Consider the following 24526-nt stretch of genomic DNA (forward strand, 5'->3'; position numbering starts at 1 on the left):
CTGGCCGGCGCCCGGGCCGGGCGGCGATCACCCGCCCGGCGCCGTCCGCAATGCCTGCTCCACCGCGAGGGCGATGACCAGCTGCCCCGACGCGGTGGGGTGGAACGGCGCCGGATCGTCGACGCCCTGGACGTAAGGCTGGGCGCTGCAGACCCCGTGGCCGTCGAAATCCGGTGACGCCGTGCGGAACCCCGCGGCAGCCGCAGCCTTGGACAGCACCTGGTTGAGCGCATCGAGATCGTCCTGCAGCGCATCGACCTTCGCGTCGGTGACCCCGAGGCCTTTCAAGCACTCGGTGCCGCCCGAGAACGGGTCGTAATACTCGTTGATGATCACCGCCGGATGGCGCGGCAGCTGCTGGAGCTGCGCCGACAGTTGCAGTAGATCCTGGCTGAAGTCGGCCAGCTGCTGCTGGTAGTAGGCCTGCAGCGCGCTGCTGGCGCAGTCGCCGGTGCCCGCGCACAGGCGCAGCATCCACGACCAGTTCACATCGTTCGCCCCGATGCTCACCACCACCAGGTCCGCCCGCGTCACCGCGTCCGCGCTCACCTGCGGGGGAAGGGCCATGCCGCCCGCCTCCTGCGGCCCGAGCAGCCCCGCGCGGATCGTCGCGCCCGAGCAGGCCAGGTTGGTGACGTCCCAACCGTCCGCACTGGCCAGGCTGACCGCGAACGCGTTGCGGCTGCGCCCGCAGGCGGTGTCCGCCGGCGTGGGGTCCTGCACCGGCGGGTTGCCCAGCCCCGCGGCGGTGGAATCGCCGATCACGGCGACGCGGGAGACGTCCGCGCCCGTGGGCCGCGGCGGGCCGGTCACCTCCGGCAGCGGCACAGCTCCGGTCAGCGCGGTGAGCGAATCGACTTGGCGCAGCTTCTCCGGCGCGCTGTAGGCGGTGACCATGATCGCGCCCAGGTTGAGTCCCTCGGTGACCACCAGGCCCACCACGATGAGGGCCACGCTGCGCCGCCATCCGCGCCGCGCCCAGCCCGCCAGCGCGCCGAACAGCACCAGCGCCGCCGCCCCCGCCACGACGACCTGCCAGACGAAGAACCGCTTCCACCCGTCCACCAGGGCGTCCTGCAATTGCCCGGCGGCCGCGGCCGGGTCGCCGACGAACTGGCTCAGCTGCGCACCCATGGTGATGCGGTCCAGCGCCAGGCGCGGACGCACGGGGCCCGCGAAGTCGATCGCCGTGGCGATCCGCTGGCCGAACAGGTCCAGCTCGCCCGGGCCGGACAGCGACCACGACGGCGCCGTCACCCCCACCCGGACCGTCTGCCCCGCGGCGCTGACCTGCTGCATCGGCGTCAACCACAGGGCCGCGGCAATCGCGCCCGCCGCGACACCCACGATCAGGACGATCCATGCGACCACGATCACCGACCGGCGCAGAACACGCGACACTCCGCGCTCCTCTCCCGGCCGGCGGCGCGGCCGACCGACCCGCTAGCCCGCGGACTTCTTCCTTTCGATATCCGCCAGCGCGGCCTCGAGCTCGGCCCGCTTTCCCGCGGCGTCCTCCCAATCCTGCACTCGGTTGCGCACGACGCGCGCGGGCGCGCCCACGGCGATCGAATAGTCCGGGATCTGCCCCTTCACCACGGCGTGGGCGCCCAGCACGCAGCCGCGGCCGACGATGGTCCCGCGCAGCACCGACACCTTGGCCGCCAGCCAGTTGTCGGGTCCGATCCGCACCGGCGCCTTCACGATCCCCTGATCCTTGATGGGCAGGTGGATATTCTCGGTGACGTGGTCGAAGTCGGTGATGTAACACCAGTCGGCCACCAGCGTGGAGGCGCCGATCTCGATGTCCATATAGCAGTTGACCACGTTGTCCTTGCCGAAGACCACCTTGTCGCCGATACGGAGCGAGCCTTCGTGGCAGCGGATGGCGTTGCCGTCGCCGATGTGCACCCACCGGCCGACCTCCAAGCGCGACAGGCCGGGTGTGGAGTGCATCTCGACGTTCTTTCCCAGGAACACCATGCCGCGCAGCACCACGTGCGGGTTGGCCAGGCGGAACCGGGCCAGACGGTAGTAGCGCACCAGATACCAGGGCGTGTAGGCCTTGTTGCGCAGCACCCAGCGCAGCGAGTCCGGCGTGAGGAAGCGGGCCTGCTGCGGATCGCCGCGCCGCGCTCCCTGCCAGCGCGAACGGAATGATGCGCCCCACATGCTCGTCATGGTGCGCCAGCCTAATCCCACGGTCCCGCCCCGCCACCACACGCCCACGTCCGGCGGGCGCGCGAACCCCGCGCGATAGGCTCACTGCGCATTGCCGCCGTCCGAGGAGCCCTGCATGCCGCTGTTGTCGCACCGCCCGGCCTTGCGTGCCGCCGTCTCCGCGGTGGGCGCCGCCGGCGTCGTCCTGCTCGCGGGCGCGTGCGCCGGTGTGGCGGAACCGATCCCCGCCTACCAGGACGGGTGGTCGGCTGTGCACGGCCAGGCGGACGGCGCCAACGCGGTGCAGGTGGACGGGCCGCGCGAGCCCGTCCTCCAGTGGTCCCGCGACCTCGGCGCGCAGCCCACGGGGTTCGCCGCGTCGGGCCCGGACGGGCAGCTGATCGTCTCGGCGCACACCGACACCGGGTGCCAGATGTTCACGTTCGATCTCGACACCGGCCGCAAACAGTGGTGCACCTGGCAGAACATCGGCGCCGGGTCGATGTCGCCGCTGGTCGACCAGATGGCCGGCGTCTACACGGGCAACATCGGCAGCGCCGACTCGTTCGACGTGTTCGGGTCGGTCCGCTGGCATACCCCCGTCATCGGCACACCCCGCCCGCTCCAGTTCCTGGCGGACCGGGCGGTGCTGGCCGTCACGCACCTGGGCCAGGTCAACGTGCTCAGCACCATCACCGGGCGCAAGCTGGCGCCGTCCGTCGCGCTCGCACCCGCGGACTGGCCCCCGCCACCCGACGAGGGGCTGGAGGACTGCGCGACCGCCGGCCCCGGCTGCCCGGTGGCGTTCCCCCCGGCGGTCGACACGCGGTCCGACGACTTCTTCTTCCCGTTCCGGGCACCCGGAACGGACGGCGCGGCACTGGTGGCGATGCACTATGCGCCCGGCGCCGGGAACGGGGCGGACATCAACCGCGACAACAGCGATGCCGACGCCGACGGAAGCATCACCGAGCTGTGGCGTTCGCAGCCCCTCCCAGGCGGCGTGTCCTCCGCCCCCGCGCTGTCCCCGAACGGCGACACCGTGTACGTGCTCGACGGGAACGGCACGCTCTGGGCGCTGGGCACCGATGACGGCGCTCCCCGCTGGCGGATTCCCCTGGACCTGGCGGCGCCGTCCACCGTGTCCGTCTCGCCCGACGGCCTGGTGCTCGCCGCGCCGCAGCGGCCGGCGGGCACGGGGACCGGCATCGTGCCGGGCGTCGGCGCTGGTGCCGATGGCCGAGGAGAAGGCGCAGGCGCGGTGATCGCGGTGCGCGACGAGGACGACACCGGACGCGTCGCCTGGCAGCGACCGGAGATCCGGGCCACCGGACCCGTCGCGATCGCCGGCAACGGGCTCGGCTACGTGGTCACCGGCGCGGGGCAGGGCCCGGCCGCGCTGTCGGTCCTCGACCTGCGCGACGGTCGCACCGTGTCCACCGCCCCGCTCGCGCCGGCCACCGGGACGAGCGGGGTCGTCGTCGTCACCAACGCCGGGCGGATCGTCGTCGTCGGCGCCGGCGGCCTCGTCTCCGTCTTCGAGTAGTCACCGCCGTCTGCGAAGAGTCACCGCGGCCTGCGCGTGGCCTCCGCCGCCCCGGCTCAGTCTTCGCGCGTCGGCGCAGTCCCGCCGACGGTCGGCTCGCAGACGAACACCGTCGAGGCGCGCCCGATGCGGGTCACCACCAGGCTCAGCGACCGTGAGCCGCGCGGCTTGAGCCTGCGGCGCAGCGCGTCCGGGTCGACGTCGACGCCGCGAACCAGGATCTCCAGCGCCCCGCAGTCGTACGCGCGGAGCACCTGCCGCAGCGGCTTGTCCGCAAACCGCACCTGCTCGAGCACCCGGTGCCCGCGCGCCCCGTACGGCACGTCGTCGCCGGTGAGGTAGGCGATCCGCGGGTCCAGCTGCCAAAGCCCGTGCGCGGCGGCATAGTGGCGCACCAGACCGGCGCGGACCACGGCGCCATCCGGGTCCACGATCCACCGGCCGGGCGGCGCGTCGGGTATCTCGTCGGGCAGGGCGTCGGTGTACTGCTCTTCCGGCCCGGCGCTGTGCAGCACCGTCGCCCTGCGGCGCACACCGGCTTCGCCGAGCGACCCGGACCACAGGCAGGCCTCGCGCACACCGCCGTCGAGAGAGACCACCTCGACCTCGCCGCGCCAGCCGAGCGCCTCCGCATCCAGCCCCGGGGCGCACTTGATGACGAGGTCGCGGCCCGCGTATGCGTCGATCAGCTCCGGCAGCGGCGGCATCAGCGCGGCCGGGTCATGCCGCCGGCGCCCGCCCGCGCGGCGGGCGGGATCCGCCACCACCACCGTCCCGGCGGTGACCGGAACCAGCGCGTCCGCCCGCAGCAGCGCCACGCCGGACCCGGCACCGATATTGTGCTGCGCCATCGCCAGGCGCACCGGGTCGATGTCGCTGCCGACGACGTACTCGCACTGCCCGGCGAGCGCGGAGAGCTCGGCGCCCACGGAACAGGTGACGTCGTGGACCCGCCGGCCGGCCAGCCGACGCGCCCGCGCCGCGGCCACGTGGTGCGGCGTCGCCTGCTGCAGCGCGTCGTCGGTGAGCAGCCAGCGATCCGCCCGGTCCAGCTTCGCGGACGCCTTGCGGCGCAGGCGCACCGTTTCGATCAGCGCCGACGCGTGCGCACCGAACCGCGCACGCACCGCGGCCAGGTCGGCCAGGTGCGTGCGCGTGGTCAACGAGTACTGCGCCACCGCGGCGAGCGCGTCGCCGCCCTCCGCCGAGCGCAGATAGGCGACGTCCTCGCCGGTGAAGCCGAATCCCACCGGTGCGGCGTCAGCCCTGCGGCTTGGCGCCCGTGATGAGCACGTTGTAGAAGAACGAGCGCGGCACGAAGCGCTGCAGGACGTTCTCGTCGAGCCAGGTGAGGCGCTTGTAGCCGCCGAAGGCGAACCGTGCCCAGCTCCAGCCCAGCCGCCCCGGGGGCACCGCCGCCTCGAAGGTGCGCACCGGCCAGCCCAGCATCGCCGCGGCGAATTCCTCGGTTACAGCCTCGACGTCCTCCCCGCCCGCCGAGCGCGCGATGTCCTCCAGATGCGCGGGATCGAAGGTGTGGATGTCCACGACCGCCTCCAGTGCCGCGGCGCGCGAGGACTCGTCGAGCTCCTCCTGCGTGCGCCGCCACTGCCCCAGCCCCGGCAGACGCGTCACGTTGGTGGCCGCCGCCCACGTGGCCCGGCTGAGCCAGCGCGCGTAGAAGTCGCCCACCGTGGACGGCTCGCCGGCGAAGACGAACCGACCGCCGGGCTTGAGCACGCGCAGCACCTCGCGCAGCGACTTCTCGACGTCCGGGATGTGGTGCAGCACCGCGTGGCCCACCACCAAGTCGAAAGTGTCGTCGTCGTACGGGATGGTCTCGGCGTCCGCCACCCGGCCGTCGACGTCGAGGCCCAGGTTCTCGGCGTTGCGCAGCGCCACCTTGACCATGCCGGGCGACAGATCGGTGACCGACCCCTTCTCCGCGATGCCGCTCTGCATCAGGTTGAGCAGGAAGAATCCCGTGCCGCAGCCCAGCTCCAGCGCCCGCCCGTACGGCAGATCCGCCTGGGGCACCGCCTTGTCGAAGCGGCCGCGCGCGTATTCGATGCAGCGCTCGTCGTAGGAGATCGACCACTTGTCGTCGTAGGTCTCGGCCTCCCAGTCGTGGTAGAGCACCTGGGCCAGCTTCGTGTCCTGGTAGGCGGCCTCGACCTCCTCGGCCGTGGCGTGCGGGTGGGGCGCCGGATCCGACGTCCCGGCGATGGGGTTCACGGTCATGCTTCGGCCTTCCTCGGCGGCGCTCAGCGCCCGGTGAATTCGGCTTTGCCGGGACCGTTCTCGACGAACGACTGCATGCCGATCTTCTGGTCCTCGGTGGTGAACAAGGCGGCGAACAGGCGCGCCTCGATGCGCAGCCCCGAGTCGAGATCGGTGTCGAGACCCTCATCGATGGCCGCCTTCGCGGCCGCAAGGGCACGTCCCGCGCCGCCGACGAACTGCCCCGCCCAGCGGCGGGCGGCCTCGTAGACGTCGTCCGGCGCGACGACCTCGTCGACCAGGCCCATCGCCAGCGCGTCCTCCGCGCCCACGTGCCGACCGGTGAAGACCATCTGCTTGGCCTTCGCGGGGCCCACGAGCCGGGCCAGGCGCTGCGTGCCGCCGCCGCCCGGGATGATGCCCAGCTGGATCTCCGGCACGCCCAGCTTGGCGTTGTCGCCGGCGATACGGCGGTCCGCGCTCAGCGCCACCTCGAGCCCGCCGCCCAGCGCGTAGCCGGTGACGGCCGCGACGGTGGGCTTGGCGATCTCGGACACGACGCCGATGGAGCGCTGCAGGCCGAGCGCCAGGCGGTCCATCTCGCCCGCCGTCATGCCGTCCATCTCCTTGATGTCGGCGCCGGCGGCGAAGAGCTTCTCGCCGCCGTAGACGATGACGGCGGCGACGTCGTCGCGCTCGTCGGCCTCGCGCGCCGCCGCCACCAGCTCACGCTGGACCTGGCGGTTGAGTGCGTTCATCGGGGGTCGGTCCAGCCGGATCGTGCCGATGCCAGCATCGACCTCGAGCGTTACGAATTCAGCCATGCACGCAGATTACCCGCCGCCCCGGGGACGGTTGTCCGGTACCCGCGGGCACGGTCAGCGCGGCATCGCCTCCAGGTACCGCTCGCCCCCGTCGAAGTCGACGCGCCAGCCGGAATCGGTGCGCACCAGGTCCGGTTGGACGGTGGTGATCTCCGGCTCGGCGGCCATCACGGCCGCGACCGAATCGAACTGCGCGAGCGTGTCCAACTGCGACCAGGTGGGCGGCAGCAGCATCGAGCCGCCGGCGCGCCAATGGTCGATGGCCGCGGCCGGCGTGCTCCAAAGCACCTCCGCCGCCTCGGAGGTCTGGCCGTCGGCCTGCTGACCGTCCGGCAGCGCCGCGACGAAGAAGTACGTGTCGTAGCGGCGCTTCTCCCCGATCGGCGTGATCCAGTGCGACCACGGCCGCAGCAGCTCGGTGTCGAACGTCAGGCCCTCGCGGGTGAGGAACTCGGCGAAGCCGTAGCGGTGCCCCTCGAGCTCCGGACGCGCACCGGCGTAGGGCGCGGTGTCGACGACGGCGGTGCCGGGCCGCTCCCCTGCCAGCAGCACGCCGCACTCCTCGAACGTCTCGCGCGCCGCGGCGCACACGAGCCGGCGCGCGCGGGCCTCGTCCACGCCGAGCCGTCCCGCCCACCACTGCGCATCCGGGCCGGCCCAGGCCGGCGCGGCGTCGGAGTCCGACTGGTCCACCCCGCCGCCGGGGAACACCGTCATCCCGCCCGCGAAGGCCATGCCCGCGACCCGGCGCACCAGGAACACCTCGATGCCCTCGGCACCGTCACGGAGGAGCATCACGGTGGACGCGTCCTTGGGCTCGGGGACGGGGGCGTCCGGGTCGATGTTCAGCGGCAACGGCATATGGGACCTTCCTCGGGTGTGCTGCGGGTCTGCTCGGTCGTTCCGGCGATGCGCCCCTGGGCCCCGGCTCAAGCCCGGTGGCGACCGGCCGCCAGGCTGCGGCGGGCGAAGTACCGTCCGTCCACCCTGTCGAGCGCGATGGACTGCCGGAACGCCGCCGACAGGTTCTCGGCGGTGATCACGTCGTCGATCAGCCCCTGCGCCACCACGCCGCCCTCGCTCAGCAGCAGTGCGTGGCTGAACCCCGGCGGGATCTCCTCGACGTGATGGGTGACGAGCACCGTCGCGGGCGCGTCCGGGTCCGCCGCCAGCACCGCGAGCCGCGCCACCAGGTCCTCGCGCCCGCCCAGGTCCAGACCGGCCGCCGGTTCGTCCAGCAGCAGCAGTTCCGGGTCCGTCATCAGAGCGCGGGCGATGAGCACGCGTTTGCGTTCGCCCTCGGACAGCGTCCCGTACTGGCGGTCCACCAGATGCTCGGCACCGAGGCTCTCCAGAAGCTCGTGCGCGCGGTCCACGTCCATCTGATCGTAGGTCTCCCGCCACCGCCCCAGCACCGCATAGCCGGCCGAGATGACCAGGTCGAACACCTTCTCCTCGCCGGGGATGCGGGCGGCCAGCGCCGACGACGACAGGCCGATCCGGGGGCGCAGCTCGCCGGTGTCGACCCGCCCCATCACCTCGCCGAGGATGTGCGCGGAGCCGGCCGACGGAAACTCCTGCGCCGCCGCCAGACGCAGCAGCGAGGTCTTGCCCGCGCCGTTGGGGCCCAGCACCACCCAGCGCTCGTCCAGCTCCACGCGCCAGGTCAGCGGTCCGACGAGGGTGGCGCCGCCGCGGCGCAGGTGGACGTCCTGCAGGTCGATGAGAAGATCAGGATCAGGTTCACGCACACCCCCATCTTGGACCAGTGGGGAATCGGGGGCGCGGACGGTGTCCACTTCCCCGTGCCGCCCTGTCCGATTCCGACCGCCCGCACCCGGAAGCGCACCGATATGACCCGCCGGCCAGCACCGCCCCCGCCCCGGGACGCCGCCGCGCTGGTCCGCGTCCTGCACCACGAACACCCGGATCCGCATTCCGTGCTGGGCGCCTTCCCGCACCCCTGCGGCACCCTGGTGCGGGTGCTCAAACCGGGGGCCGTCGCGGTGTCGGTGCGCACCGCGGACGCGCTGCACCCGCTCGCGCCCGTCGATCCCCGCCCCGAAGGTCGGCGCGCCGGGGCGCACCCGGGCATGTTCGCCGCAGTCCTCCCGGTACCCGCCGGCGAAGACTACCGGCTCGTCGTCACCTATCCGCCCGGACGGACCTACGTGGTGCCCGACGGCTACACCATGGCCGCCACTGTTTCGGAGGACGCGCTGCGCAGGTTCGCCGCGGGCACGGACCGCCGGCTGTGGGAGTCGCTGGGCGCGCGCCCGACGATGATGGGGACTCCCACGGGCGCGGTGTCCGGCACCGCGTTCGCCGTGTGGGCCCCGCACGCGCGGGGGGTCTCGGTGATCGGCGGGTTCGACGGGTGGACGGGGCTCGGAGCCCCGATGCGCCGTCTGAGCGGCACCGGGGTGTGGGAGGTGTTCGTCCCCGGCGTCGGCCCGGGCGAGCTCTACAAGTTCCGCATCCGCGCGGCCGACGGCACCCTCACCGACCGCGCCGACCCGATGGCACAGTGGGCGGAGGCGCCCCCGAACACCGCCTCCCGCGTCACCGCGGAGCGGCACCGGTGGAGCGACGGCGCGTGGCAGGCGCGCCGGGCCGCCGCCGACCCGCGGCGGCGGCCGATGTCCACCTACGAGGTCCACCTGGGTTCCTGGCGCCCCGGGCTGGACTACGACGGGCTCGCCGCCGAACTCGTGCCGTATGTCGCCCGCCTCGGTTTCACCCACGTGGAGCTGCTGCCGCTGGCCGAGCACCCCTACGGCGGATCGTGGGGGTACCAGGTGACGTCGCAGTTCGCCCCCACCGCCCGCCTGGGCGACCCCGACGGGCTGCGCAGGCTGGTCGACGCGTTCCACGCGGCCGGCATCGGCGTGATCGCGGACTGGGTCCCCGCACACTTCCCCCGCGACGGCTGGGCGCTCGCCCGCTTCGACGGCGCCGCGCTGTACGAGCCGGACGACCCGCTGCGCGCCGACCACCCGGACTGGGGAACGCTCACCTTCGACCTCGCCCGGCCTGAAGTCCGTTCGTTCCTGCTGTCCTCGGCGCTGTACTGGATCGAACGCTTCCACCTGGACGGCCTGCGCGTCGACGCGGTGGCCTCGCTGCTGTACCGCGACTACTCGCGCCGGCCGGGACGCTGGACGCCGAACGCCCGCGGGGGACGCGAGGATCTCGCCGCCGTCGGCTTCCTGCGCGAGCTCACCGCCGCGGTGGCCCGGCGGCACCCCGGCGTGAGCCTCATCGCCGAGGACTCGTCGCTGCGGCCCGGCACCACCGCGCCGGTGGCCCGGGGCGGGCTGGGGTTCACGTTCCGGTGGAATCTCGGGTGGCTGCACGACAGTCTGGGCGCCGGTGGGCCGCTGCCCGCCGTCGGCGCCCCGGCCGGCGCCGCGCGCACCCTCGACTACGCCTGCGACGAGTCCTACGTGCTGCCGATCAGCCACGACGAGGTGGTGCACGGGAAAGGGACTCCGTGGCAACGGTTCTCCGGGCCGCCGCAGGACCGCGCCGACCGGGTCCGCGCGGCACTGGCGACGATGTGGGCGCACCCGGGCAAGAAGCTGCTGTTCATGGGGCAGGAGTACGGCCAGGAAACCGAGTGGTCCGACCTCTACGGCCCCGACTGGGCGCAGCTGCGCGACCCGCTCCACGTCGGCGTGCGCGATCTGGTGGCCCGGCTCAACGTGCTGTACCGGTCGATGCCGGCCCTGTGGCTCGACGACGGCACGCCCGGCGGCTTCACGCGGCTCGGGGTCACCGTGAAGCCTGCGACCGTGACGCCCCCGGTACTCGCGTTCGCCCGGCACACGGCGCGGGACCCGGAGCACTCGGCCGCGCTGATCTGCGTCGCGAACATGTCCGCCGACCACGTCGACGCTTCGCTCCGCGCGCCCTTCGCCGGCGATTGGCGGATCGTCCTCGACGCCGGCGCCTGCGGGCAGGCGGGCCGGCGGGCGGCCGCCGTCGCCGGCACGCGCCGCATCCGCGTCGCCGTGCCCGCCCGCAGTACCGTGTGGTTGGTCCGCGAGCCTGCGGACGGATCACCCCGTTGAGGAGCAGCATGCCGACGCGCCCCCCGCGAGCTCGCGCAGGCGCACGGCTGCGCGCCCGCCGTCCGCCGACCACTTTTCCGCGGGCGGCCGTGGCGACGGCCGCGTGCGCGCTCGTGGCCGCGGCGTCGGCATGCACCGTCACCACCGACGGCACGGCCCGCCCGCAGGCCGCCGCACCCGACACCGTCGCGGGCATGCCGATCACCCACGGCCCCAGCGGGCCGCGCGCCGATGCTCCCGCTCCGCGCGTGCAGGTGGCCGGAGGCACATCGGGTCCCCTCGACACCATCGCCGCGGGCGCCGTCGAGGACCTGGGCCGGTTCTGGGCGGACACGTTCCCCCGGGACTTCCACCGCCCGTTCACCCCGGTCGCGCGGTACGTCTCGTGGGACTCGGCGGACCGGCATGCCCAGGGCCCGGACTTCTGCGGCGGGCCCACCGCCGGGGTCGCCAACGCCGGTTTCTGCCGCTCCCGCAACGAGATCGGCTGGGACCGCGGGCCGTTGATGTCGGATCTCGTCGCGGAGTACGGCGACCTCGCCCCCGTGGTGGTGCTCGCCCACGAGTACGGACACGTGGTGCAGTACCAGACCGGGGTGCGTACCACGCAGGCGCCGACGATCGTGCTCGAGCAGCAGGCCGACTGCTACGCGGGCGTGTTCATGCGCCACGTCGCCGAGGGCGGCTCCCAGCGCTTCACCATGAACACCACCGACGGGTTGGAATCGGCGTTGTCGGTTCTCGTCGGTATCCGCGATTCCCCCGACGCCGCGCAGTTCGGCGGCTCCGAGCACGGGTCCGCCTTCGAGCGCGTGACCGCGTTCCAGCAGGGCTTCGCCGGATCCGCGTCGGCGTGCGCGGACATCGACGCCGCGGATGTGGACGAGGGCCGGGTGGCGGTGCCGCTCGAGGCGCTCGGCGCGGGCGATCCCGCGCCGCGGCCCGTGGACCAGGACGCGCTCGCAGCGGTCGCCGCGTCGTTCTCGGCGATGCTGCCCGACGCGAAGCTCCCCGAACCCGACATCGCCGACCCCGCCGGCGGATGCGCCCGGCACACCTCGCCGACGACCTACTGCGCCGAGACCGGTGCCGTCGCCGCCGATCTTCCCGGGCTGGTGGCCGCGGCGGACGGCGGGCGGCAGGGACTGAGCGGGGACTTCACCGCGCTCAGCGCGGTCGCGTCGCGGTACGCGCTCGCCGCCGCGGACCGCCGCAGCGCGACGCTGACCGGAGAGCAGGCCGCGCAACGCACGGCCTGCATGACCGGGGCGTGGTCCGCCTACTTGGGAGGCGGCACCGGCGGCGGGGCGGCGGACCCCGGCCGGCTCCGCCTGCGCCCGGGGGATCTCGACGAGGCGGTGGCGGGGCTGCTCGACGGCGGCCTCATCGCCGCCGACGTCGAAGGCGCCACCGTGCCGAGCGCATTCGCGCGGCTCGATGCATTCCGCGACGGCTTCACCGGCGGCGTGCACGCCTGCCGCAGCATGTATCCGTGACGCCGGTTCCGGCCGGCGACCACGACCGGGCCGGTGCCGGGCGGCTCACGCTCAGTACAGGGCGTTGGCCAGGTCCCGACGAGCCCGGATGACGTGCTCCTCCGCCGGATCGAACAGGTCGAAGAGCTCGAGCAGGCGGGCACGGGCCGTCGCCTTGTCCTCCGGCGCGCCGGTGCGCACCACCGCGATGAGCCGGCCGAACGCGGCGTCCGGCTGCTGCGCGAGCAATTGGGCGTCCGCCGCGCGGAGCTGCTTGTCCACGTCGCCCGGCGCGGCGTCCGCCGCGTCGACGGCGTCGCCGGGGACGTCCTGCGCCCGCACGAGGAAACGCAGCTGCCGCACGGCCGCGCCCGCCTCCTCGTTGCCGGGTTCCTCGGCGAGGATGTTCTCGTAGGCCTGGATGCTGCCCGGCAGATCGCCCGCGTCCATCAGGTCCTCCGCAGCGACCAGCCGGGGGTCGCGGGCGGGTTCCTCCCCTTCCGCCGGGGGCGGGCCGGAGAGCTGCCCCGCGGTGGCGTCGAGGATGCCGGAGATCCACTGGTCCAGCTCGGCCTCGGAGATCACCCCGGCGAAGGCGTCCACCGGCCTGCCCGCGGCGACGGCGAGGACCGTCGGCACCGACTGGACCCCGAAAGCCTGAGCGATCCGCGGCGCGTTGTGGATGTCCACCGTGGCCAGGACCCACCGGCCCGCCGCCGCCACCGCCGCGCTCTCGAGCGTCGCGTCGAGCTGCACGGACTGCGGGTACTCGGCCGCGCCGATCGAGACGATCACCGGCACCTGCATGGAGCGCTGCAGGACCTCCGCCTCGAAGTCGGCCTCACCGACGGCGACCACCGGACGGATGCCGCCGGGGCCCGCCGGGGGCTGCTCCTGCGGGGGGCGCTGCGGCTGGGCGAGCCCGGCGAGATCCACCGCACCGGACATCGCTGCCGCCATCGACGCGGACGGGGGCCTGGAACCTGGACTAGTCACGGGTGCAAGTCTGCCACGAGCGCACGCTCAGGCGCGCGCCCCGGCCTGGTCCTTCTGCTCGTCACCGTCCTGCTCGCCGGCCTCGGCCTGCGAGGGTGCCTGCGACAGCTCTGCGAGCAGTCCGTTGCGCACCGCCCAGCGCTCGAACACGATGGTGCCGAAGGGCGGCACCGACGAGATCAACGCGAGCAGCGTGACCTTGGCGTTCCACTTGAGCGCGCCCGCAGTGATCAACGTGACCAGCACGAAGAGCATGAAGCCGGTGATCCCGTGCAGCATGCCGGGGATCTTGACGGCCGCGTCGAAACCGAACCCCCACTTGAACACCATCCCGATCAGGAGGATCAGCCAGGTGACCGCCTCCCAGAAGGCGACGAGGCGAAAACGCTTCGCCGGGGTGGAGAGGTCAAAGAAGTCGGCCATGCTCCCATTGTGCCCGGCCGGTGCGCGCGCGGACACGCCCCCGTGCTGTGATGTGCGCCAACGCACAGGCCGCCCGCCGGGTCCGGCGGGCGGCCTGTGCGAGCGCGCGCTACTGCCCCGGCACCGTGACGATCAGGGCGTCGCCCTGGCCGCCTCCGCCGCACAGGCCCGCGGCGCCGACCCCGCCGCCGCGCCGGCGCAGCTCGTTGACGAGCGACAGCACGATGCGGGCGCCGGACATGCCCAGCGGATGGCCGATGGCGATGGCGCCGCCGTTGACGTTGACCTTGGCCGGGTCGATGCCCAGCTGCCGCGTGGAGGCGATGCCGACCGCCGCGAACGCCTCGTTGATCTCGACCAGGTCCAGGTCCCCCGGCGCGATCCCCTGCCGCGCGCAGGCCTTGGCGATCGCGTTGGCCGGCTGTTCCTGCAGGGTCGAATCGTCCGGACCGGAGACGACGCCGTGCCGGCCGATCTCCGCGATCCAGCTCAGTCCCAGCCGCTGCGCCTTCTCCTTGCTCATGACCACCACTGCGCAGCCGCCGTCGGAGATCTGCGAGGCGGTCGCCGCGCTGATGGCGCCGTCGGCGCGGAAGGCCGGGCGCAGCCGGGAGAGCGATTCTGCGGTGGTATCGGCCCGGACGCCCTCGTCCGCGCGGACCTCGACCGGGTCGCCCTTACGCTGCGGCACCGACACCGGCACGACTTCGTCGGCGAACAATCCGTCCTTCCATGCGCGAGCCGCATTCTGGTGCGATGCGGCGGCGAAGGCATCCATGTCCTCCCGCACGATCGGGTCGGAGTCGTTCTTCTGCTCGGTCAGCAGCCCCATCGACTGGCCGGTGAACACGTCCTCGAGACCGTCGCGATTCATGTGGTCCACCAGCGCGGTGTCACCGAACTTCACCCCGGCACGACTGCCCAGCAGCATGTGCGGGGCCTGGCTCATGGACTCCTGCCCGCCCGCGACGATCACGTCGAACTCGCCGGCGCGGATGAGCTGATCCGCCAGCGCGATCGCGTCCAGCCCGGAAAGGCACACCTTGTTGATCGTCAGTGCGGGGACGTTCATGGGGATCCCGGCCTTGACCGCGGCCTGCCGGGCGGGGATCTGCCCCGCGCCGGCCGTGAGCACCTGGCCCATGATCACGTACTCGACCTGGTCCGGCTGCACCCCCGACTTCTCGAGCGCCCCGGCGATGGCGAATCCGCCGAGATCCGCTCCCGAGAAGTCTTTGAGCGCGCCCATCAGGCGCCCCACCGGGGTTCGGGCTCCGGCGACGATGACTGAACTGCTCACGACGAATCCTCTCGCGGTCGACTGCGGCCCGCGCGCCCCCTGCCCCGACACGGGCGTGCCCCGATCGGTGGTTCCGGGGCGACTCGGCCGCGGAAGGCATGTGGGCGCGCACGGCTGCTCCCCCCGTCACGATACCGTCGAGGCCATGACTGAGAACACCGCCACTGCGGGCAGCATCACCGGGCGCTACGTCACCGCGATCGACCACGTGGGCATCGCCGTCCCCGACTTCGACGCCGCCGTCCAGTGGCACCGCGACCACCTGGGCCTCGTCCTGGCCCACGAGGAGGTCAACGAGGAGCAGGGCGTCCGCGAGGGGATGCTCTCCCCCGCCGGCACCGCCTTCGGTACCGACACGGCGATCCAGATCCTCGCGCCCCTGAACGACGACTGCGCGATCGCGAAGTTCATCGCCCGGTCCGGCCCCGGGCTGCAGCAGCTCGCCTACCGCGTCACCGACGTCGAGGCCCTGTCCGCCGAGCTCCGGCAGGCGGGGGTGCGTCTGCTCTACGACGCCCCGCGCCACGGCACCGCGGACTCGCGCATCAACTTCATCCACCCCAAGGACGGCGGCGGCGTGCTCATCGAGTTGGTGGAGCCCGCGGCGGCCGCGCACTGACGCACGAGGGGTACGGGCGGGTCACGACCCGGGCACGGTGAGGTCACGGACCGTGCCCCCGCCGGGCGATCCGCCCGCGCCTCCGGCGCCGCCGGGCCTCCCGGCGGTACCGTGGCAGGCATGTCGTACTCGCCAGATCCGTCGGCTTTCTCCAACCGCTTCGACATCGTGCGCAAGGGCTACGATCGCGACCAGGTGGTCGAGTTTCTGCGCCGTCTCGACGCGGAGCTGCGCCTCACCGCCACCGACCGGGACGCCGCGGCCGCACAGGCGAGCGACCTCGCCGCGCAGCTCGATGACGCGCGCGATGAGATCGACCAGCTGCGCAGCGAGATCGACAGGCTCTCAGTGCCACCCACCACCGCCGAGGGCATGAGCGACCGCATCTCGCGCATGCTGCGGCTGGCCTCGGACGAGACCGCCGAGATGCGTGCGCGCGCGGAGGCCGAGGCCGCCGAAATCCGGTCGGTGGCCGCCCAGGACGCCGACGAACTGCGGACCCGGCACGAGAGCCGTCTGCGTGACCTCGAGCGCCGTCGTGAGGCCCTCGAGTCCGAGCACGAGCACACGATGGAGCTCGCCCGCACCCAGGCCGGGCGCACGCTCGAGGCTGCCGAGGCGGAACGCGACCGCCTCGACGAGGAGGCCCGGGTGCGACGCGACCGCACCTACGAGGACCTGCAGAAGCACATCGAGGAATCCAAGCGGGTCGCGGCCGCCGAGGCCGACAGGCGCATCAAGGCGGCCACCCAGGAGGCGGGCCGGCGGATCACCCGCGCCCGGGCCGATTTCGAATCGCTCCGCACAATGCGCGCGCACGCGCTGGAGCAGCTGATGGATGTGCGATCCTCGCTCGACGACGTCTCCGCCGTGCACGACCGTGTCCGGGCGGAGCGCGCTCCGGCGGAGTCCGATTTCGACTGGTACGAAGGTCATGCCGACCGCGGCTCGGACGGATCGGGATCCGGCGAGCCCGCACCCGCCGGGCAGAAGCCGGGCGGGCAGGGCTCCGCCGCCCAGAAGCCGGCCGGGATGGCCCCGGAGGCTCCTGCCCGATCGGGCGGGCAGGCGGCGCCGGGCGCGGGAAAGCCCGTGGACCGGGCCGAGCGCAATGCGGCCGGCAAGGACGGGAGCGCGAGCCGCGATGAGCCCTCCACCCGCACGATCGCCACAGCGACGTCCGCCCGGCCCGCCGGAAAGCCCCCGGCCGCCCCGGATTCCTCGGCCCCGAAGACCGATCCGGGACGTCGCGCCGATGCAGCGCGGGCGCGGCGCTGATCCCGCGCCACGGAGGCCGGGGCCCGTGGCCGTCCCACTCGCGGGACCCACGGGCTGCGGGATTCACGACCAGCGACGGGTGACGCCGCGGGTGCGGCGGGATCGCCAGCACCCCGAGTGCCAGTGCCTGCGTTCGTCGGCGCCGCCGAAGGCGTCCTCCGGCCAGGCCACGATGTGCGCCACCGACGGCGCAATCTCGTGGTCGCATCCGGGACACCGGTAGCGCTTGGCCGCGCGCGCGGCCGGGATCTGCCGGACGTGGAAGTCCGCGCCGCCCGGGCCGGGCTCGACGCGCGCGAGCGGGTCTACGCGCAGCGGGGCCGCCGGGCGCGGGGCGCCCCGGCGATGCTTCCTTCTGGACACCGGCCGATTCTAACCGTCCGGCGCGCTGCGCTCAGAACAGCCGGAACTCGTCGCTCTCGATGCCGCGGAGTTCGTCGTAATCGAGGACGACACAGCGTATCCCCCGATCCTCCGCGAGCGTGCGCGCCTGCGGTCTGATCTGCTGAGCCGCGAAGACGCCCTGCACCGGAGCCAGCTGGGGATCGCGGTTGAGCAGTTCGAGGTAGCGCGTGAGCTGCTCGACCCCGTCGATCTCCCCACGCCGCTTGATCTCGACAGCCACGGAGCCGCCCCCGTCGTCCCGGCACATCAGGTCCACGGGGCCGATCGCCGTGGGGAACTCCCTGCGCACCAGCGAATACCCGTCGCCGAGCGTGGTCACATGCTCCGCCAGCAGCTCCTGCAGGTGCGCCTCGACGCCGTCCTTGATCAGGCCGGGATCCTCGCCGAGCTCATGCGTGGAGTCGTGCTCGATCTCCTCGATGAGGATGCGCAAGGTGTCGCCCGTCTTGTTCGTGACGGTCCACTCCCCGTCCGCCTCGGTGATCCAGCACGGGGGCGTCATCCAGTTGAGCGGCTTGTACGCGCGGTCGTCGGCGTGCACGCTGATCGAGCCGTCCGCCTTGAGCATGAGCAGGCGACGGGCCATGGGCAGGTGGGCGGTGAGCCGGCCGCTGTAGTCGACCTGGCAACGGGCGATGACAAGACGCACCCGACCACCTTAAGTCCCGCCGCCCCGCACGCGGCGACCCGCTCCCCTATGCTCGGCAACCATGCAGGCGGGGAGGGAAAAAGTCAGGCGGCGCGCACGCGCGCCGCTGGGGTCGCGCATCCTCGGCTCGGGCCACGAGTCGGCCGTGCGCCGCCGGGTCCGGGTCCAGACGCTGCTCACCGTCGTCCTGCTCACCTGCAATCTCGTGGGCGCCGCCACCGCCATCGTGCTGATCGCCGTGGTCGTCCCGGGACCGCCCGTGTTCGCGTCGCGGATGTGGGTGCTGGACTTCGCGCTGGTGCCCGCGGTGACCATCGCCGCGTTCGCCATCGGGCTGATCTGGATCACCCGGGGCTCGCTGCGGCAACTGCGGTGGGCGGTCCGGGGTGAACCCGCAACCGCCGCGGACCTGCGCACCACGCTCGCGATGCCGTTCCGCATCACCGTCCGGCAGGCAGTGCTGTGGTACGCGAGCGCGGCGATCCTCACGGCCGCCTACGCCACCCGCGACCTGGACTACGCCGCCCCGATCGCGTTCACCGTCGTCTTCTCCGGCACCGTGACCTGCGCGACCAGCTATCTTTTCAGCGAGTTCGCCCTGCGTCCCACCGCCGCCCAGGCCCTGGCCTCCGCACCACCCGCCCGCGTGCGCCACACAGGCGTCACCACGCGGATGGTGGCCGCGTGGCTGATCGGCACGGGCATCCCGGTGCTGGGCCTCATGATCATCGCGGTCACCACGCTCACCGTGGGCACGCACACCCTGGAGGACCTCGCGGTCCCCGTCTTCGCCCTGGGCGGCGTGACCCTCGCGGTGGGGCTGCTGCTGACCCTGCTGGTGTGCGCGTCCACCCTCGCCCCGATCAACTCGGTCCGCTCGGCGATGGCCGAGGTCGAGCGGGGCCGCCTGGACGCCGAGGCGGTCGTCTTCGACGGCACCGAGCTGGGCGAGCTGCAACGCGGCTTCAACGAGATGGCGCGCGGGCTGCGCGAGCGCGAGCGCATCCGCGAGGTGTTCGGAAGGCACGTCGGGCACGAGGTCGCCGACTACGCGCTGTCCGGCGATTTCGACGCGGCCGGGCGCGAGGTCGAGGTCGCCGTGCTTTTCGTCGACATCATCGGATCCACCACGCTGGCCGCCCATCGGCCGCCCGCCACGGTGGTCGCGCTGCTGAATCGTTTCTTCGCCGTCGTCGTCGACGAGGTGGACCTCCGGCGCGGGCTCATCAACAAGTTCGAAGGCGACGCGGCCCTCGCCGTGTTCGGCGCCCCGGCGCCCGTCGCGGACCCCTGCACTGCGGCCCTCGAGGCCGCTCGGACGATCGGCGACCGGCTCCGCGCGGAGGTGCCCGAGCTGGCCGCGGGCATCGGGGTCTCCTACGGCACCGCAGTGGCCGGCAATATCGGTGCGCACCGCCGCTACGAGTACACCGTGATCGGTGATGCGGTGAACGAGGCGGCCCGGCTTTCCGAGTACGCGAAGCGACTCGACCGGCACACGGTCGCAGCGGGGGCGACGTGGCGCGGGGCGACGGCCGACGAGCGGCGGCTGTGGCGGGCGGACGGCGAGGCCGAACTGCGCGGGCGCGCCGCCCCCACCTCGTTGTTCGTCCCGTGCGACAGCGCTGCGACGACCGAAAATTAGGCCGTTCAGCGGACACGGAACCACGCGGCCAGGAACCGATTCCGGGCGTTCTGTCGGTGACGCGGTGCACAATCAACGTCATAGGCACCACAGCGGCCGGCCGAAAACCGCCCACCATCGATCGATCACCGCCCACGGTAGATGCGGACGCCCGGGCTCTGCAGCGAACGCGCCCCTGCCGCAGGGCTTGACCCCCGCAGCGACCCAGGCCCTGCGGCAGACCCGGCGATCGCTCGGCGACGGTGCGGACTGCGGTGCACGGCCCAGGAGGGAACGACATGGATTTCGAGATCGACGCGGAGACCGGCTACAACTACGGCAACGCGTCCAACACCGCGTTCTACGAGATCATGCTCGCTCAGCACGCGGCGGAGCTCACCGCAGGCACCGCCGCGCCCGACGATGATCCGGGCCTGCTGTGGCTGACCTTCGAGGGCATTGCCCGCAGCGATGCGCGGATCGACTGGTCCTCTCACCGGGGCGCGCTGGCGGGCAACCGCTGGGTCCCCATCCTCTACGAGCTGGATGAGGACTCCGGCCTCGGCGACGTCCCCATCGACGACGATTACGATCCCGCGCTCTTCGACGAGGACAGCCTCGCGGGGTGCCGCACGCGCCTGATCGGGCTGCTCATGCTGGCCGACGGGCCGGGCGTCACCGAGAACTTCGACCTCGTCGAGCTCGCGCGGGACATCCACGCGACCACCGGCGGATACGACCCCCTCGCCCTGGCACGCTCCGAGCTTCTACTGCTGGCGGAGGGGCGGCGCCGGGCGGCCCACTGAGCGCCGCCGCCCGGGCGGACGCCTGCTACTACACTTCGTAGTATTCCCGGTCACAATCTATGGACGGACACCCGTGCCCCAAATAGATTCAGGCCATGGGCATTTCACCGCAGAATCTTCAGGTCATCCGCGCTTCACTCCCCGCGGTCGCCGGTGCGATCGGCGATGTCACTCCGCTGTTCTACCGGTCGATGTTCGCCGCACATCCGGAGCTCGAACGCGACCTGTTCAACCGGGGCAACCAGAGCCAGGGCGAGCAGCAGAAGGCGCTCGCCGGTGCGATCGCCGCGTACGCGACCATCCGGACGGGGACGGATCCGGAGCGCGCCCAGTCGATCATCTCGAGGATCGCCCACAAGCACGCCTCGCTCGGCATCACCGCCGACCAGTACGCGATCGTCCACAAGCATCTGTTCGGTGCCATCGCGGAGGTGCTCGGCGATGCGCTCACCGACGACGTCGCGGCGGCATGGGACGAGCTGTACTGGGACATGGGCCAGTGCCTCGTCACCGAGGAGGACCGGCTCTACGCCGAGGCCGGAGTGGAGCCCGGTGACGTCTGGCGCGAGCTGAAGGTGGTCCGGCGTGTCCAGCAATCGGCGGAGACGGTCACCTTCGCGCTCGCGGCGGGCGACGGTGCGGCGCTCCCGCAGCACCGGCCCGGCCAGTACGTGTCGGTGCAGGTGCAGCTCCCCGACGGCGCGCAGCAGATCCGGCAGTACAGCCTCGTCGGCGCGCCGCGCGCCCCGCACTGGGAGATCAGCGTCAAGGCCCTGCCCGCGGTGGCGCTCGCGGACGGCGTCGGGACTCCCGAAGGCGAGGTGTCCAACCACCTGTACCGCAACGTCTTCGAAGGCGACACGCTGCGGGTGTCGATGCCGTTCGGCGACCTCGTCCTGGACGACGGCGACTCCCCGGTCATGCTCGTCTCGGCGGGCATCGGCTGCACCCCGATGATCGGCATGCTCCACCACCTGGCCGATACCGGCAGTACCCGGCCCGTGTCCGTGCTGCACGCCGACCGCTCACCGTCGCACCACGCTCACCGCGCGGAGATCACGGAACTCGTCGGCCGCATCCCCTCTGCGAAGCTGCACCGGTGGTACGAGGACCTCGGCGCCCGTCCCGCCGCGCCGACCGTCGCCAGCGGCCGGGCGGACGTCTCCGGAATCGGAATCGACCAAGGGACCACGGTCTACATGTGCGGCCCTATGCCGTTCATGCGGTCGATGAGGCGGTCGCTGATCGCCCGCGACGTGCCGGCGGATTCGATCCACTGCGAGGTCTTCGGACCCGAGGCCTGGGACGACGCCGACCGCGGCACGGCCCTCGCGTCCACCGCCTCGTAGCCGACGGCGCCGTTCCGCGCCCGCCGGCAGGGGTCATTCGAGGGCGGTCATCATCAGCCGCGCGGTGCGCGGGTCGGCGGTCACCAGGGTGACCACCTCGACCCCGCATCGCGCCTCGCCGATGGCACGCACGGCCTGATCGACTGCGTCGCCCTCCGGCCAGGCCCCGCCGCCCGACGACAGCAGCGGACAGGCCAGTGTGCGCGCGCCCACCGATTCCGCGACCAGAAGGCATCGCCGGTAGGTGTCGCGGAGGACGCCCGAGCGGTCCTCGCGGCGCGAGTACCGCGGCCCCACGGTGAGGATCACCCACTGCGCAGGCAGGTCCCCGCCCGGGGTGGCCACCGCGTATCCCACGTCCAGGCCGCGCGGGAAGGTGGTCTCCCGCAGCAACCGGCACGCGTTCTGCACGCCCGGCCCGGCCCGCCGCTGCACTGATCCGGACGGCCCCGCCCCGACGCGCAGGTCCGGGCCGGTGGCCACCACCACCGCGTCCACGGTAAGCCTCGCGACATCGGCCACCGCCACATCGATGAGAGGCATCCGCGCCCCCTCCCCTTGCAGAGGTCAACACGACCACGATATAACGCGGATCACACCATTCGGGCCGTAACCACGCAGCGTCGCCGGCGCCCGGCCCAGACGATGGGCGCAGGTCACTCGGCGGACTGATGCCAGAGCCGGCGTAGATGATCGCGCGCCTGCGCCGGAGGCACCGCGCGGCGGCCGACGGCCCCATCGGCACCGGCGGCGCCATCGGGGAACGCCAGCCCCAGTTCTTCGAGCGTGGCCAGGGCGTCGTCCGCAGCGAACCGGAACTCCCTCCCCCGCTGCAGCTCGGGCCGGGCCTCGACCGCAGCGGCGAGCTCCCGGGGGGTCAACGGGCCGCCGGCGTCGCGCAGCTCCCGATAGGCGAGCATCGCCAACGCGTAGTCCGCGTCCTCGGCCGCCCCGAGAAGCCGGTAGAACACTCCGGCATCGTTGTCGAGATTGCGATAGTACAGGTTGTCCGTCAGCGTGTTCATGAACTGCAGCCGACGGCGCGTGTACTTGCGGTACTGCCGGGCGACGTAGCTCCCGAGCGCCACCAGGCCCGCGCCCACGGTCAGCAACGCGCCCCGGTTCACCTGCACCGGGGAATCCCGCAACCCCACCCAGAAGGCCAGCAGCAGAATCAGCAGTCCGATCGCCGAGATCAGCTTGGTCGCCACCAGCGCGACGCCGGAGACCAGCGCCGGGACGACGATGAGCAGCTTGTCCGCCAGCCGCATGCGCGGCCGGACCCCCGGCAGGAGCATCTCGATGTCGTCGCGCGGGACGTCCTCGAACAGCTTCAGCGCCGTGACCTCGGCCGTGTGCACATAGACCAGCACGCGCGAATACAGCTCGTACTCGATGTCCTTCGTCCGCAGCCCCCACCACGTGCGCACCCGGGCCGTCGCCGGTACCCGGCCCCGCCGGTACAGCACCGCACCGGACTGCGTCTGCTCGGGGATCTCCATCCGGACGCGCAGTAGCGCATGCGAGCGCAGCGACGCGGCGAGCTCCTCCTGCGGGATCCGGGTGTACGCGGCCGTGTCCGCCAGCTCGGCGAGCGTGTTCCCCAGCCGTGCGCGCGCCCGATCGCGTGCGGCGGGCGCGGGCGGCTCTTCCCCGCGCGCGTACTCCGGGGGATGGAGCAGGTAATAGTCCGCTTCGACCTCCCGCAGGCGCCGTCGATACCGCTGATGCAGGACGCCCGCGAGCAGTCGCGTGGCCTCCGCCGCTGCGTCGCGGTCCCCGGGGGCGGTGTCCGCCGCACAGAGTGCCGTCACTTCCGACCGGAGGAACGGAATGAATCGCTCGTCGCTCACGGGCTCCCCTCGCATACTGCTGCGGATACTCACCCTAACGGGTACGTCCGCACAGCGGCCGATACCTGTACCACGCCCTGCGGGGTCTGGGTAGCATCCGCATTGTGACTGAACAACCCACGGGAATCCGGAACTGGCGTGACCTCGGCGGGATCGCGACGGTCGACGGCCGCATCATCCGCCCGGGCGCCTTCTTCCGCTCCGCGGAGCTGAGCGCCCTGTCCACCGAGGATCGGGACGCGCTCGCCCACCTGGGGGTCGGCCCCGTCTTCGATCTGCGCACCGACACGGAGCGCGTGAACGCGCCGGACGACCTCCCGGACTCCGCGACGGTGGTGCCGCTGGACGTGTTGGCGGACAAGATCGCCGCCGCCGTCCCGACCAAGATGCAGGACTTCCTTTCCTCGCCCGCGGCGGTCGAGGCGGCCCTCGGCCGAGGCCGGGCCGCGGAGATGATGGCCGAGAACTACCGGGCGATGGTCACCATCCCGAGCGCGGTGCGCTCCTACCGCACGATGGTGCGCGACATCGCTGCCGATCCGCGACCAGCCCTGGTGCACTGCACCAGCGGCAAGGACCGCACGGGCTGGGGCACGGCGATCGTGCTGTTCGCCGTAGGAGCCGACGAACAGTCGGTGCGCACCGACTACCTGCGCACCAACGAGCTGTACCTGCCCACGCTCACCGACGCGTTCGACAGGTACGAGGCCGCGGGAGGCGACCCCGCCGACTTGCGGGCGCTGCTCGGAGTGCGGGAGGAGTACCTGCAGGCCGCCCTGGACGAGGCCCGCACGGTGCACGGCTCCTTCGAGGCGTACCTGTCCGAGGCGCTCGGAATCGACGACGAACTGCGCGGCGCGCTGCGCACGCGGCTGCTGCTGCCGGCCTGACCCGGCCCGCGGGCCCCCGACTGCGTCGACCGGCAC

The 24526-nt window shown here is 72.8% G+C and carries 23 protein-coding genes; 9 read left to right on the forward strand and 14 right to left on the reverse strand.

The genetic code is table 11. The features are described from left to right. Positions 1 to 27: 27 nt before the first annotated feature. Both FO059_RS11065 and FO059_RS11070 read right to left on the reverse strand, forming a co-directional pair. Complete coding sequence (locus FO059_RS11065; RefSeq protein ID WP_143908771.1) at positions 28 to 1401, reverse strand: GDSL-type esterase/lipase family protein; 1374 nt, start codon at positions 1399 to 1401, stop codon at positions 28 to 30. A gap of 42 nt (positions 1402 to 1443) precedes the next feature. Continuing rightward, positions 1444 to 2181 (reverse strand): acyltransferase, encoded by a 738-nt coding sequence (locus tag FO059_RS11070; RefSeq protein WP_143908773.1) that lies wholly within the window; start codon positions 2179 to 2181, stop codon positions 1444 to 1446. 115 nt (positions 2182 to 2296) lie between these two features. On the opposite strand from FO059_RS11070, the gene FO059_RS11075 reads away from it, so the two are divergent. Beyond that, entirely contained in the window at positions 2297 to 3706 is a 1410-nt protein-coding gene (locus FO059_RS11075) for an outer membrane protein assembly factor BamB family protein (RefSeq protein WP_143908774.1), read from the forward strand. A 56-nt stretch (positions 3707 to 3762) separates the two neighbouring features. Here the strand turns inward: FO059_RS11075 and FO059_RS11080 are convergent, their stop codons facing one another. The 5 genes from FO059_RS11080 to FO059_RS11100 all read right to left on the reverse strand — a co-directional run bounded on the left by FO059_RS11080 (position 3763) and on the right by FO059_RS11100 (position 8501). After that, entirely contained in the window at positions 3763 to 4956 is a 1194-nt protein-coding gene (locus tag FO059_RS11080) for a THUMP-like domain-containing protein (RefSeq protein WP_143908776.1), read from the reverse strand. 10 nt (positions 4957 to 4966) lie between these two features. Beyond that, positions 4967 to 5947: a class I SAM-dependent methyltransferase gene (locus FO059_RS11085; protein ID WP_143908778.1), complete on the reverse strand. Its 981-nt coding sequence runs from the start codon at positions 5945 to 5947 to the stop codon at positions 4967 to 4969. 23 nt (positions 5948 to 5970) lie between these two features. Next, positions 5971 to 6750, reverse strand: coding sequence for an enoyl-CoA hydratase/isomerase family protein (locus tag FO059_RS11090; protein WP_143908780.1), 780 nt, complete (start codon positions 6748 to 6750; stop codon positions 5971 to 5973). 54 nt (positions 6751 to 6804) lie between these two features. Further along, positions 6805 to 7611: an NUDIX hydrolase gene (locus tag FO059_RS11095; protein ID WP_143908782.1), complete on the reverse strand. Its 807-nt coding sequence runs from the start codon at positions 7609 to 7611 to the stop codon at positions 6805 to 6807. A 68-nt stretch (positions 7612 to 7679) separates the two neighbouring features. Next, entirely contained in the window at positions 7680 to 8501 is an 822-nt protein-coding gene (locus tag FO059_RS11100) for an ABC transporter ATP-binding protein (protein WP_233267108.1), read from the reverse strand. A gap of 102 nt (positions 8502 to 8603) precedes the next feature. On the opposite strand from FO059_RS11100, the gene glgB reads away from it, so the two are divergent. Continuing rightward, positions 8604 to 10823, forward strand: a complete 2220-nt coding sequence (gene glgB / locus FO059_RS11105) for a 1,4-alpha-glucan branching protein GlgB (protein ID WP_143908784.1) — start codon at positions 8604 to 8606, stop codon at positions 10821 to 10823. An 8-nt stretch (positions 10824 to 10831) separates the two neighbouring features. After that, positions 10832 to 12319 (forward strand): neutral zinc metallopeptidase, encoded by a 1488-nt coding sequence (locus FO059_RS11110; RefSeq protein WP_143908786.1) that lies wholly within the window; start codon positions 10832 to 10834, stop codon positions 12317 to 12319. A 51-nt stretch (positions 12320 to 12370) separates the two neighbouring features. On the opposite strand, the gene FO059_RS11115 is transcribed toward FO059_RS11110, so the two are convergent. From FO059_RS11115 to FO059_RS11125, 3 genes are all read right to left on the reverse strand, one after another. Beyond that, on the reverse strand, positions 12371 to 13258 hold the full coding sequence (locus FO059_RS11115) for a tetratricopeptide repeat protein (protein ID WP_235671088.1): 888 nt from the start codon (positions 13256 to 13258) through the stop codon (positions 12371 to 12373). Between the two features lie 63 nt (positions 13259 to 13321). Then, entirely contained in the window at positions 13322 to 13717 is a 396-nt protein-coding gene (locus tag FO059_RS11120; RefSeq protein ID WP_143908788.1) for a DUF3817 domain-containing protein, read from the reverse strand. Between the two features lie 109 nt (positions 13718 to 13826). Beyond that, on the reverse strand, positions 13827 to 15017 hold the full coding sequence (locus tag FO059_RS11125) for an acetyl-CoA C-acetyltransferase (protein ID WP_143908790.1): 1191 nt from the start codon (positions 15015 to 15017) through the stop codon (positions 13827 to 13829). Between the two features lie 145 nt (positions 15018 to 15162). On the opposite strand from FO059_RS11125, the gene mce reads away from it, so the two are divergent. Together mce and FO059_RS11135 are read left to right on the forward strand one after the other, a co-directional pair. Next, entirely contained in the window at positions 15163 to 15636 is a 474-nt protein-coding gene (gene mce / locus FO059_RS11130) for a methylmalonyl-CoA epimerase (RefSeq protein ID WP_143908792.1), read from the forward strand. A gap of 120 nt (positions 15637 to 15756) precedes the next feature. Next, entirely contained in the window at positions 15757 to 16914 is a 1158-nt protein-coding gene (locus FO059_RS11135) for a hypothetical protein (protein ID WP_210416597.1), read from the forward strand. Positions 16915 to 16977: 63 nt separating this feature from the next. Here FO059_RS11135 and FO059_RS11140 read toward each other — a convergent pair whose 3' ends face one another. After that, positions 16978 to 17277 carry a hypothetical protein gene (locus tag FO059_RS11140; protein WP_199257166.1) on the reverse strand — a complete coding sequence of 100 codons (300 nt, stop codon included), beginning with the start codon at positions 17275 to 17277 and terminating at the stop codon, positions 16978 to 16980. Positions 17278 to 17308: 31 nt separating this feature from the next. After that, positions 17309 to 17968: an endonuclease NucS gene (gene nucS / locus FO059_RS11145; protein ID WP_143908794.1), complete on the reverse strand. Its 660-nt coding sequence runs from the start codon at positions 17966 to 17968 to the stop codon at positions 17309 to 17311. 61 nt (positions 17969 to 18029) lie between these two features. On the opposite strand from nucS, the gene FO059_RS11150 reads away from it, so the two are divergent. From FO059_RS11150 to FO059_RS11160, 3 genes are all read left to right on the forward strand, one after another. Beyond that, positions 18030 to 19613, forward strand: coding sequence for an adenylate/guanylate cyclase domain-containing protein (locus tag FO059_RS11150; RefSeq protein WP_143908796.1), 1584 nt, complete (start codon positions 18030 to 18032; stop codon positions 19611 to 19613). Positions 19614 to 19891: 278 nt separating this feature from the next. Then, positions 19892 to 20398, forward strand: coding sequence for a hypothetical protein (locus FO059_RS11155; RefSeq protein ID WP_143908797.1), 507 nt, complete (start codon positions 19892 to 19894; stop codon positions 20396 to 20398). A gap of 95 nt (positions 20399 to 20493) precedes the next feature. Then, positions 20494 to 21747 (forward strand): globin domain-containing protein, encoded by a 1254-nt coding sequence (locus FO059_RS11160; protein WP_143908799.1) that lies wholly within the window; start codon positions 20494 to 20496, stop codon positions 21745 to 21747. Between the two features lie 33 nt (positions 21748 to 21780). On the opposite strand, the gene FO059_RS11165 is transcribed toward FO059_RS11160, so the two are convergent. Both FO059_RS11165 and FO059_RS11170 read right to left on the reverse strand, forming a co-directional pair. Next, positions 21781 to 22290 carry a macro domain-containing protein gene (locus FO059_RS11165; protein ID WP_143908801.1) on the reverse strand — a complete coding sequence of 170 codons (510 nt, stop codon included), beginning with the start codon at positions 22288 to 22290 and terminating at the stop codon, positions 21781 to 21783. A gap of 113 nt (positions 22291 to 22403) precedes the next feature. Further along, positions 22404 to 23600, reverse strand: a complete 1197-nt coding sequence (locus tag FO059_RS11170) for a TMEM143 family protein (RefSeq protein WP_158726842.1) — start codon at positions 23598 to 23600, stop codon at positions 22404 to 22406. A gap of 104 nt (positions 23601 to 23704) precedes the next feature. Here FO059_RS11170 and FO059_RS11175 point away from each other — a divergent pair, with 104 nt between their 5' ends. Next, positions 23705 to 24490: a tyrosine-protein phosphatase gene (locus tag FO059_RS11175; protein WP_233267109.1), complete on the forward strand. Its 786-nt coding sequence runs from the start codon at positions 23705 to 23707 to the stop codon at positions 24488 to 24490. Positions 24491 to 24526: the final 36 nt, after the last annotated feature.

The sequence above is a fragment of the Tomitella fengzijianii genome (assembly GCF_007559025.1).
GTDB classification, from domain to species: domain Bacteria; phylum Actinomycetota; class Actinomycetes; order Mycobacteriales; family Mycobacteriaceae; genus Tomitella; species Tomitella fengzijianii.